General features: G+C 41.3%; 11 protein-coding genes. 3 read left to right on the forward strand and 8 right to left on the reverse strand.

Annotation, left to right across the window (positions count from 1 at the left end; translation table 11 throughout):
- The 7 genes from PHO71_RS01670 to PHO71_RS01700 all read right to left on the reverse strand — a co-directional run.
- The coding region (locus tag PHO71_RS01670; protein ID WP_300197977.1) for a tol-pal system YbgF family protein at window positions 1–240 on the reverse strand (240 nt) is incomplete at its 3' end.
- Entirely contained in the window at window positions 237–1,079 is an 843-nt protein-coding gene (locus tag PHO71_RS01675) for a sensor histidine kinase (RefSeq protein ID WP_300197979.1), read from the reverse strand. The genes PHO71_RS01675 and PHO71_RS01670, both read right to left, overlap by 4 nt.
- 14 nt (window positions 1,080–1,093) lie before the next feature.
- Window positions 1,094–3,943 carry an ATP-binding protein gene (locus PHO71_RS01680; RefSeq protein ID WP_300197981.1) on the reverse strand — a complete coding sequence of 950 codons (2,850 nt, stop codon included), beginning with the start codon at window positions 3,941–3,943 and terminating at the stop codon, window positions 1,094–1,096.
- A gap of 11 nt (window positions 3,944–3,954) precedes the next feature.
- Window positions 3,955–5,499, reverse strand: a complete 1,545-nt coding sequence (locus PHO71_RS01685; RefSeq protein WP_300197983.1) for a hypothetical protein — start codon at window positions 5,497–5,499, stop codon at window positions 3,955–3,957.
- Window positions 5,492–5,914, reverse strand: coding sequence for an ATP-binding protein (locus tag PHO71_RS01690; RefSeq protein ID WP_300197985.1), 423 nt, complete (start codon window positions 5,912–5,914; stop codon window positions 5,492–5,494). The genes PHO71_RS01685 and PHO71_RS01690 overlap by 8 nt, the downstream gene beginning before the upstream one ends.
- 10 nt (window positions 5,915–5,924) lie before the next feature.
- The gene (locus PHO71_RS01695) at window positions 5,925–6,230 is read right to left on the reverse strand and encodes an STAS domain-containing protein (protein ID WP_300197987.1); all 306 of its coding nucleotides are present in this window, start codon (window positions 6,228–6,230) and stop codon (window positions 5,925–5,927) included.
- Between the two features lie 26 nt (window positions 6,231–6,256).
- A complete protein-coding gene (locus tag PHO71_RS01700) occupies window positions 6,257–7,426 on the reverse strand; it encodes a SpoIIE family protein phosphatase (RefSeq protein ID WP_300197989.1) in 1,170 nt (389 codons plus the stop codon).
- Window positions 7,427–8,037: 611 nt separating this feature from the next.
- Here PHO71_RS01700 and PHO71_RS01705 point away from each other — a divergent pair.
- The 3 genes from PHO71_RS01705 (at window position 8,038) to PHO71_RS01715 (ending at window position 11,168) form a co-directional block, all read left to right on the forward strand.
- Window positions 8,038–9,099, forward strand: coding sequence for an alpha/beta hydrolase (locus PHO71_RS01705; RefSeq protein WP_300197991.1), 1,062 nt, complete (start codon window positions 8,038–8,040; stop codon window positions 9,097–9,099).
- Window positions 9,089–9,847 (forward strand): DUF5131 family protein, encoded by a 759-nt coding sequence (locus tag PHO71_RS01710; RefSeq protein WP_300197993.1) that lies wholly within the window; start codon window positions 9,089–9,091, stop codon window positions 9,845–9,847. Before PHO71_RS01705 ends, PHO71_RS01710 begins: the two co-directional genes overlap by 11 nt.
- Window positions 9,848–10,157: 310 nt before the next feature.
- On the forward strand, window positions 10,158–11,168 hold the full coding sequence (locus PHO71_RS01715) for a beta-ketoacyl-ACP synthase III (RefSeq protein WP_300197995.1): 1,011 nt from the start codon (window positions 10,158–10,160) through the stop codon (window positions 11,166–11,168).
- Between the two features lie 22 nt (window positions 11,169–11,190).
- On the opposite strand, the gene PHO71_RS01720 is transcribed toward PHO71_RS01715, so the two are convergent.
- Entirely contained in the window at window positions 11,191–11,448 is a 258-nt protein-coding gene (locus PHO71_RS01720) for a hypothetical protein (RefSeq protein WP_300197998.1), read from the reverse strand.
- Window positions 11,449–11,978: the final 530 nt, after the last annotated feature.

The raw sequence follows: 11,978 nt of genomic DNA on the forward strand, positions 1-11,978 counted from the left end.
TTTTTCATTCCGGTCCAAAGCCATATAACACAACGCCAACAGGCGGCAAGCATTGGGAACAAGTATATGATCATAGTTCTTCATGTCCTGTTCTAACAAGCGGATCGCTTTCTTGAACTGACCGTCCCGGTATGCTTCTTCTGCTACCAGATATGTATTTTTACCTGAGTCACTGTCCTGAGCCTGAACTACCAAAGCAACAGAGAGCAGACAAAAGAACATTATGCACAACGTTCTCATAAGTTCATCGGAATATGAAAGGTGAAACGGGTATATTGTCCCTCTTCGGATGTAAAGTGTATGCTACCATGATGTTTGTGCTCGATGATGTCCTTTACAATGGACATACCTAGTCCGGTTCCCTGACCGACGGGCTTGGTGGTAAAGAATGCCTCGAAAAGTTTTTGCTGTACTTCCCGACTCATCCCCACTCCGTTATCTTCTATGGTGAGCGTCAAGATGTTATCTTCGTGCGCAAGTTTTATCCGTATGATCGGCTGATAGCCGTCCTCCGGATGTTCCTGTGCTTTTTTCCAAACGGCATAACAGGCATTATTCATTATATTCAGTACTACCCGGCTGAAATCCTGCGGTATCAGCTTCACCGCCGACAGTCCGTCGGCATAGTCTTCATGGATGGAGATGTTGAAGTTTTTGTAGTTGGCACGCATCGCATGATAGCCCAACCATACATATTCCTTCGTAAGACGTGCGGCATCTGTGGGCACGTATTCATCCTCTTTTCCACGTGAATAAAGCAGTATTCCTTGTATGATACTGATGGCACGGTTGCCATGTTCGGCTATTTTATGCAGGTTCTCGGTCAGGTCGCACAGTATATCGCCGATTTCTTCTTTCTCCTCTTGCGGCAATTGGGTACATTCGCTGCCAAGCAGTTGTTTGAGTTCGTTCAGCAGGTTATCTGACAACTTGCTGAAGTTGATTACAAAATTCAATGGGTTCTGTATCTCATGCGCAATGCCCGCACTCAGCATTCCCAGGGACGAAAGCTTCTCTTGTAGGCGTAAGCGTTCCTGCATTTCTTCTATTTGTTTGTTCAATGTTGCCAAATCTTCCATGACTTTATCTGATTTTAAATGATAGGTAACTTGATAATGAATTCCGTATATTCGCCTTGACGTGATTCTACGGAAATGCTCCCGTCGTGTCCGGCTATGATCTCCCGGCTAAGGTACAGGCCTACTCCTGCCGCTTCACCGGTAGTTTTTGTTGTGAAGAACGGATCGAACACCTGATCCAAAATGGATTCTTCAATGCCGATTCCATTGTCTTTCAGACGGACAGTAATTATCTCTCCGTCTGTTTCCATCGCAATGCTGATTTCAGGTGAATAGACCTGCTTACCGTATTTCCGGGTTACGGCATACATACTGTTATTCAGCAGGCTCATCAGGGTTTTGCCCAATTGCTCCTCATTTCCCTGTATCCGGACAGGTATTTCGGGGAAGTGGCCTTGCAGAGATACTTGCATACGCTCGATATCTTCTTTGAAATAGGTTGCAAGCATTTCCAGCGATTTCCGGCACAGCGCGGTAAAGTCTATCTGACTCTTTGCCCGATGGCGGTCTTTCAATATTTCCTCCATTGCTTTCAATATGCGGGCAGTATTTCCTCCATGTTCTTCTATTTTACTCAGGTTGGAAGCAAGCATATCCAAAAGGTCTACAGAGTCTTCAAAGTTTGCTTCATCCATTCCGCTCTTAGAGGCATGAAGGTTCTTCCGAACTTCATCTGCCAGTCCGGCTGACAAATGGGAAAAGTTATTGATATAGTTCAGCGGATTAAGAATACGGTCAATCAGACCTTTTGTCAGTTTTCCGACAGTAGCCATTTTCTCTTGCCTGAGCAAGTCTGCCTGTGCATGACGGAGGTCGCTCAGGGCTTTTTCGAGATTGTCCGACTTCTTTTCTATTTCTTGTTTCTGCTCGATGATTTGCATTGTACGGGAAGCGACGATCTCTTCGAGCCTTTCTTTTTCTTTTACCAGTTTCCTTAATCGCCATTTGATGCACACGAAAACAAAAAAAGACAGGAGAAAGACATATAGTAAAATGCTATACCATTGAAGATAATACGGACGGAGTATAGTAAAACGATATTTCTTTGCTTCACTGCACCTTCCGAAAACATCTTTGGCACGTACCTTGAATGTATAGGAACCGTAAAACAGATTGGCATAAGTTTTCTCCGTTACGTCGCTCCATGTAGACCAGTTATCATCGTATCCTTCCAGACAATATTGATATTCCACATTTCTCAGAGTGGATAGAGCATCTGAAGAGAAACGGAATTTGATTTCCTTCGTCTGGCTGCCGAACCCGGGGGCGGAAAGATTTTGTCCGGTTTCATCCCAGCCTTCTCTCATATAATTGCCGCCAAAGTACAACGAATCACTGCCGGCACTGATTTCACGGATCAATACTTGCGGCGAATGTCTGAATGCCGCATCATCTTCTGCAAAATCGACCCGGATAACACCAAAATCGCCACCAATCCATAGTAATGAGTCCGTTTCCGCATAAATGGTACGTATGGTTTTGTTGTACAATAATGCCAAACATTCATTCAATCTTTCCGGTTTATCATTATTCTGTGATGTGTAAATGCCTGATATAGATTTTCCTTCGGTATTGGTACACCATGATATGGAATCTTTACGGTAAGTGATGTGGTTGTCTATCGGTAAGTATCCTGCCGGAGTGAAGGTGTCACTGTTATTACTTTTTAGAAAAAGGTTGCCGGACAGGTCATGAGCCGTGACCCCGGTCTGATTACTATATGTTAAGGTTACGACCTTCTCCAGATCGGCTATTTTAAGGCTGTTTTTCTTCCCGTTTCGCAACGAGAGTTTGCGGATGCAGTCTGTTTCTGATACATATAACCATCCTGCATTGTCCTGTACCAATGCCTGAGTATAGTTGCAAGTGAGTTGCCGTACCGTTTTTCCGGTTATCTCAAATACTCCTTCGCTAGTTGCAGCGTACAGTTTGCCGTCGTCGGATGGTGACAACTGCCAGCACGCTTGCCTGACGGCGGGTATACGTCTAACAATTCCTTCTTCCGCCCGGTAAAGCCCTTGCAAGGTTCCTATATACAGGTTGCCTCCATATCGTTGCATAGTGATTACCTCACCTTTCAGTCCCTCCAAGGAAGAATAATGGGTGAACTTAGAAGGTATATAAACGGAGAATAGACCGTTGTCGGTTACACCCCAAATCGCACCGTTTTCGCCTACGGCAATCCGGCTGATGCTATTACTGCACAGCCCGTTCGCTTCGGTCAGAGCATAAAGTTTACGACCATTGCCATCCAGAATAATCAGTCCGTCATTCCGGGTAGCCAATGCTTGCCATCCGGATTTCAAACGGACGGAATGATTGACTTCCACCTCTCCAATCCATTTTTCACCGGATAGAACATAGGGCTTTTTCTCCTTATTTTCGGGGGTGACATACGGGACACGCCGGATAAGGTTGTTCTTTATCTCATACATTTCCCCTTCTTGTGTACGGAAGAATATTTTTTTCTTCTCTTCAAACAGTTCCCGCACCTCACCGATCTTAATAGTTGCGGTATCCGAAACGATTGGTTTCAGCACTGTTCTGTGACGTTTGTCTGTTGTGACCTTTGCCACAAAGTTATATCCCCCCGCCCATATGGAGCCTTGGGAATCGGCAAACAGACAGGTGATACGGGAATATCCCGGTGTATAAATGATGTGCCAGGCGGAATTGTCAAAATAGAGCAATCCTTCGAAGTTCGCAAAATAAACGATACCATTCTTGTCAGTTACCACATCGAAATTGCGGTTATGTGCACCATATTCTGATGAGGTATAGTTTCTGAAGAAAGGTACTCCTTCCCTACCGCACATATCCGCTACATAGAACAGCATCAGCATTATACAGACGTTTCTTCTCATATTTCTCAGAATTATTTCAAGGTATAAGTTTCAAAGGGAATCCGGTTTCCCATATAATAAGCCCATTCCTCCGGTGTGAAGTTCCGGGATAGTCTGCCTCGAATGAAGCTCGCCATATATTCGGGAGAAACGGATAATTGATAAAGGTTGCCATTTCCGTCTCCGGCAAACAGGTGGGTTCCATCAAGGCTTAATTCCATTGCCTGTAGCCAGGAAGAGCTTTCAAGAATGGTTACCGCTTCCTGACGTTCCGTTGCCAGATTCCAAAGACGGATGGTACGGTCATAACTGCACGAATACAGTTTGTTTTTCCGGATGCTGATTGCGGAGATAGCTGACCGATGCGCTACGAGCCGCTGGATGATTTTTCCATCCGATCCGGTCAGCAATAATGTGCCGTCATCATATCCGATGGCAAGCTGTCTGTTTTCGGGGCAATATCCGAGTGCGGTTACTGCTGCATGATAAAAGTTTCCCGGTATTTCTTCCCTGTTTCGGGTAGAAGCCAACAGATGAACATCTCCATTTTTACATCCTACGAACAAACCACGGCCGGTTTGTACCATACAGGTAATATCCGGCAGTGCATAATATACCTGATTGTTATTCAGATAAGTAATCTCTCCGGTAGCAGAAAGCAGAAGTAGTTTGCCATCTTGAATAAGCATCCTGACATAACCTCTGCCTTCTGCTGTAAGAATGCTATACTGCCCGTTGGATACTTTCAATATCTTGCCGTTGTATGACAAAGCATACAGGACACCATCTGCATCGGTATAGGCTGCACGAAAGTCATATTGAGAATCAGCAAACAGGACTTTCGCATTATAAGTGCCACGTCTGTCCTTCTTCCATACCAGTATTTCACCATATTTGCTGACTGTATAAAATGTAGCTTCGCTTTTGATTGCAGACGACATAACAATTGAGGTGATCCCCCCTTTATGCTTTTGCCACACAGAAGGTTGTCCCGAAGAGAGTGACAACGCGTTGATTACAGATGACAGAAAAGTATCGCCTCGAAATCTCTCTACAAAATCCCAGGAAGCATATGCCAGCAAAGAGGCTACTTCATAATTTCCTGCTTTATATTGTGTAATGGAGAGTGAACCTAACGAACGTCCCAGTGTAAGATAGGTCAGAGTATCGGCCACTCTTTTTGCATACTCTGCCTGAAGCTGTCGTTCTTCGGCAAGAGCTTTTTGGCGGTCTGCCAGTTGATAGGCTTTCACTGCTTCTTCCTGTGCCTTGACTGCACGTTTCCATTCCTCCTCTACACGTAGTTTCATCCGGTAGTTCTCAGCAGCTTGCAATTCTGCCTCTTTTCTCTGCCGGTCTGATATTTCTTTCTGCTGGTAGGCTATTTCTTCCATCTGTTTGCTCACACTTCTCACCATTACAGCTTTTTCCTCACGCTTTCGTGCTTCTTCCAATTGCACTTCCAGTCCGGCAACTGATTGATAGTGGTCCTTTTTCTGAACTAATGTCACTGTAATCAATACACCGGTCAGGCAAAGAAGTATCCCCGGCAGCATCTTTTTTCGCACGTCACTCATGGCTTTCTGATTCGCTGATATTCTTCACTAAAACCAGTTTGTTCTTGCCTTCCTCATAACTGTACGATACCCGGTCCATCGTTTGAAGTACCAGATAAATACCCAGTCCGCCAATATCGCGGCTATCAAGGCTTTGGGTCACGTCAGGAGCTTCCTTTTCTATAGGGTTAAACGGTCTGCCACCATCGCGTATCTCAATCTTCAGTTCTTTACCGTCATCCGTCACGTCCAGCCCAATATAACCATCCACACCTGCCGGATAAGCGTAACTGGTGATGTTGGCGATAATTTCTTCGCACGCAAGGTGAATGGCATATTCTACAGAAGGATGTGCTGACACCTCTTCTGTGTGCATGATGAAATCAATAATCTCATCTGCCCTGCCGGCAACCGGTCGAAACAACGCACGACTCATATTCTCTTCTTTATTGGTTAATGCACTCCTCTACGGTGTGATAGAACTTGAAGAATTTATCGAATCCGGTCATAGCCATCACGTCACGTATCTCATCCGACACACCAACAAGATCTAAACGTCCACCTTTAGCTTTGGCCATTTTATACGTATAAAGCATGACTCGCAATCCGGCACTGGACACGTATGTACAATGGCTCAAGTCCAATGCAATATTTCTATTCTTCTCAAACAGGGTCATAATTTTCTGCTGTTCATTACTGCTGGTGACAGTGTCAAGCACCGCGCCCACTTCATAAATTTCAATTGGGTCCATATCGTATTATAGTTAGTTGAAAGTGATTAATTGGTTCGTTTGATTACAAGCAAGGTTATATCGTCCGACTGCGGTTGCTCACCGGCGTAGCAATATACGCTATCTATGATACCTCCTGCGAGTTCTTTTACCTCCGAAGTATCGGGCAAGGTTTCCAATATATGTACTAAGCCGGAGGCTTCAAATTGCTTTCCTTCGGCATTGAAAGCTTCGGTCACTCCATCCGTATAGAGCACCAACACGTCCCCGTGCTCCAGTATAAATTGTCCACTCGCATATTGGAAATCATCGAAGACTCCCATTACAAAGTTCGTTTCCATCTCTACGGTTTCCACGTGATTGTTTTGCCGTTTGATATACGGAGGGGTGTGTCCGGCATTTGTGTAGTCTATACTTCCGGTACGACAATCATAAATTCCATAAAAAGCCGTGACGAACATCGCTTCCAAGCTCTCTTTGCAGAGTAACTTGTTTACATAGTTTATACATTCTTCGGAAGATACCCCACGTAAACCGGTTGCCCGAAGTAAGGTCCGGCTCACTGCCATGAATAACGAAGCCGGTACTCCTTTTCCCGAAACATCCGCAATCACGAACCCGAAACGGTTTTCATCAATTTGGAATAGGTCATAAAAGTCGCCGCCCACATCTTTTGCAGGAGTCATGGAGGCATACAAATCCACCAATTCCGAAAGTTCCGGAAACGGTGGAAATAGATTTGGTAATATAGCACGCTGTATCTCCCCGGCAATAACCAAGTCATTCTTGATCGACTCTAACTGTGAGTGTTCTCTTTCCGATTTATGGATAAAGGCTATTTGTTCGATTGCTTTCCTGATGCTGTTGTCCAGATCTTCTAAGTCAATCGGTTTGGTCGCGAAATCGAATGCTCCTTTGTTCATGGCGGAACGAATATTGTCCATATCCCCGTAAGCCGATACCATGATGCACTTGAGTGCGGGATTCTTCAACTCGTTTATTTTGGCAAGCAGAGTAAGTCCGTCCATCTCGGGCATATTGATATCACTCAGGATAATGTCAAAATCAGGGGTTTCCAACATCTTTTGCAAAGCCTCTAGTCCGTTATGCGCAAACGTGAATTCATATTCTCCTTTACGGATTTGTCTCCTGAAATACTGTGTCAGCAAAACCTCCAGATCCAGCTCATCATCCACACTCAAAATTTTGGTAGCCATATTGTTTGTACTATTTATAAAATATTTAATTCACGGTTTTTAAATGGTACAAAACTAAGACACAATAACTTCTATTCCTATTTTTATTTTTTAAACTTAAAGATGGCTTTGCAGGACTATCGAAATACTTTTTAAGCTATTCATATCTCCTTTATTTTAAATATTATAAATTACTACCATTCTCATTTTTATCTACATATTTATAAATGTTTAATTTCAAAAGAAAGAACATATAACCATATGGTTTTTATATATATTCCATCTGAATACATTACAATTAAAACATCATCTATTAATCATTTATCTAAGTAAGTGTTTATAATTAATCTGTATCATGAGTATCTGTCATTCAAGGCGTAACGAAGAATCTCTTCTTTGTTTCAACAACTCGAAAGAAGAGATCTTCTCCCCTTCTTTACTCTCCCGTTATCGGAAAAAAACGATGTTCCGGATGACAGAGGCTCTTGTATGTTAATTAATTAGGATGTATTACTTAGGAAGAAATACTAATGAAGATGAAGCACTATCAAACCAAAGATAGTTTTCAACCAAGGATTTGTGTATTAGGTACTATCTATGTATATTTGAACCTTAAATAGTAATAAAAGACAATGAAAAAGATTTTAAAAGTTTTGACTTGGATGATAGGCTGCCTAATAGGACTGATTGTCATACTATTACTATCTATCTGGATTTACAGCGGAAACACACCGGAAGGTAAAACATTGATAGCCCAAAAGGGGGATATGAAAATCGGCGGAATAAAACAGGGATATTTTATCCGGAGTGAAAATGAACGCAATCCTGTGATTCTGTTTTTGCATGGTGGTCCGGGAAGTCCTGAGCTGCCAATGATTAAGGATACGCAACTTGAACAATATTTCACTGTTTGCTATTGGGATCAACGGGGAGCAGGTATGACTTTCAGTTCGGATACCGATCCTGCGACGATGACTATTGATCAGTTTGTGGAAGATACCCGCCAGATGACTGACTCACTTCGGAAGTGGTATGGTATGGAGAAAATATACCTGATGGGGCATTCGTGGGGTTCATATCTGGGAATAAAAACGATTGAAAAATATCCCGAACTTTATCATGCATATATCGGTATCGGACAGGTATGCAACCAATTGGAGTCGGAGCGACAAGCTTATGATTACATTGTATCCGAGGCCCGCAAAGCAGATGATAAGAAAACCATTGAGGCTTTTGAACTGTACGATAAGTATGCAGATGATTTTCCATCTAATGATTATTTGTTGAAAGTACGCACTAATTCGATGAACAAATATGGAGTGGGAATCAAGCATAAGGATATTTCTATGTTCGATATTGCCATCGATCTGCTTTATTATCGGGGTTATACTTTGGAAGATAAACTAAATTACTTACAAGGAACCATGTTTTCGCTCAACAATATGTTTCATCGAATCATAGAGGATAATCTATTTGAAACTTCAACCCGTTTTGAGATTCCGGTTTATATTCTTCAGGGAAAGTATGATTACCAGGTCTCTTATCAATTGGCTAAAGAATATTCAGATTCGATTGATGCACCCAAAAAGGATTTTTTTACTTTCGAAGAGTCAGCTCATTCGCCCAATCTGGAAGAACCGCAGCGGTTTGTCGAGATAGTTAAATCAATTGCTTATAATCACGATGCCAACTAATGCTATTGTCAGAGGATCGGTAATGTGGAACTTATGGCATGGTTGCCATAAGCTGAGTCCGGGTTGCAAACATTGTTATGTTTTTCGTGGCGATGCCAAACGGGGTATTGATAGTTCCGTAGTTACACAGACAAAGAATTTCGACCTGCCCATACGCAAGAAGCGGAACGGTGATTACAAAATTCCACCGGGAACACTGGTATATACCTGCTTCACTTCTGACTTTTTTGTCGAAGATGCAGACAAATGGCGTGCTGAGGCGTGGGAGATGATGAAACTACGAAGTGATCTTAACTTTTTAATGATTACCAAACGTATCAACCGTTTCGACCAGTGCCTGCCTAACGATTGGGGCGATGGATATGATAATGTAACGATCTGCTGTACGGTTGAGAATCAAGTATGTGCCGATTACCGTTTGCCTATATATAAAGTATCTCCCATTAAACATAAGGTCATTATCTGTGAACCACTTTTAGAGAAAATTGATTTACGGCCTTTTGATATTGGCGGATGGATCGAGCAAGTGGTGGTTGGCGGAGAATCGGGTAATGAAGCCCGTCCATGTGATTTTGACTGGGTGATGGATCTTCACAATGTATGCGTGGATAGTAATATTGCATTTTGGTTTAAGCAAACCGGGGCCAAGTTTGTGAAAGATGACAAGTTATATAGTATCAAACGCCAATTTCAGCATTCACAAGCACGTAAAGCAAATATAAACCTAGAATGGCATAAAAGTAGATAGTGATTAGTACTTATAAAACTCTAACAAAAATAAGCAATAACAACTCATTTATGGCATATTTTACATAATGTCAATACAAAAGCATAAATATCTTTTATTTTGTTATATTTTTACGCACTTTCATATCTTTACGCAGAAAAAACAAGCCTATTAATTAGCTAAAAATTAGTCAAAGTTTCCTTTTCATTAATAAAAGAACAATAGGTTTATCAACTAGCTATTGGATTTCCTCCTCTTTTCTGTATATTTGCGCCCGCATTTTCGTTTTATACAAGAAAGTTATTCAAAAATTAATAAACCGATAAAATCAATGCAGACAATAAATGCAGTAATCACAGGAGTTGGAGGATATGTGCCCGATTACATCTTAACCAATGATGAAATCTCTAAAATGGTAGATACTACTGACGAATGGATCATGGGACGCATTGGTGTAAAAGAGAGACATATTCTGAAGGAAAAAGGTCTTGGCACTTCATATATAGCTCGTAAAGCTGTAAAACAATTGCTACAACGTACCCAATCTCGCCCTGAAGATATTGATTTGGTGATTGTCGCTACTACCACTCCCGATTATCGGTTACCCTCGACCGCTTCCATCTTATGCGATAAACTGGAACTGAGAAATGCTTTTGCTTTTGATATGCAAGCTGTCTGTAGTGGCTTCCTTTACGCTTTAGAAACGGCAGCAAACTTTATCCGCTCAGGAAAATATAAAAAAGTAATCATAGTAGGAGCTGATAAAATGTCGTCGATAGTAGATTATACAGATCGTGCGACTTGTCCGATTTTTGCCGACGGCGGTGCAGCTTTCATGCTTGAACCTACAACAGAAAATTTAGGTGTTATGGACTCTGTCCTGAGAACAGATGGAAAAGGATTGCCTTTTTTGCATATAAAAGCAGGTGGGTCTGTATGCGAGTCGTCTCATTATACATTGGATAATCATATGCACTATATCTATCAGGAAGGACGTACAGTATTCAAGTATGCCGTAGCTAATATGTCGAGTGCTTGTGAAGCGATTATTGAGAGGAACGAATTAAACAAAGATGACATTGACTGGGTGATTCCTCATCAAGCAAATCAACGAATCATCAGTGCGGTAACACAACGCCTGGAGGTTCCATCCGAAAAAGTCATGGTTAATATAGAACGATACGGCAATACGAGTGCAGGCACTCTTCCTCTTTGCATCTGGGATTTTGAAGATAAACTCAAAAAAGGCGATAATCTGATTTTTACAGCATTTGGAGCAGGTTTTGCCTGGGGAGCCATTTATGTAAAATGGGGTTATGATGGTAAAAAGAATGATATCTGATTTTTGACACAAACAAATGGTCTCATTTTTCAGCCCATTCCATAATAATCGGACTTTTCACATTTACCCCCAACAAATGTGCCTTTGCCAGAATATTACGTGCTAATTGTGCTTTATACTTTTCAGGAGCATATCTAAAATAGGCTTCAGCAGCCCGAACATGAGCAGCATCATGAATAGGAAATTCTCTAAGTTCCGGTATACCAAACTCGGAAGTATCAAGTTCTTTACGTTCATTTGTTGTCAATCGGTCGGATGACATCTTCGAAAAATCGTCCATAATCAATACATCTAAATGTTATTATACAGTAATAACAAAAAAGAAGTAGTATGGTTATATGTTTTGAGAAAATTAAAGTAAATATGTAATATACAAAATAGTATATTACAATAGATATATCAACATAGAAGAAATAAACTATAGTTTATTTTTTATCAGTACCAATTTATACAATAAATAAGGATTTATTTACTTTTACTCTTTTAATATCCTGTATTAATTTCCCCGTGCTTTAGATTCGTTTTTTTTCTTACTTAGATTTTTTAAAGGTACAAACCTTTATTTGCAAGTAGAGACAGTAGGCATGAGTATGCAGTTATGATAAAAATCGATAAAAAACAGAAGGAATAGCTCAAATAAGTACTATTATTGCCCAAATACGCACCGAATTCTACAATTGAAGAGCCTACTTTTGTAGGCTGTAATCTAAATAGAAGTAGAATATACAGAAGTATATTTTTGCTATCAAGAGAACAATCATAAAATGACATAAAATGTTATTCAAACTATTGTGTCGAGAAGAATATATG

This window comes from Bacteroides sp., from assembly GCF_028690125.1.
Lineage (GTDB): Bacteria > Bacteroidota > Bacteroidia > Bacteroidales > Bacteroidaceae > Bacteroides.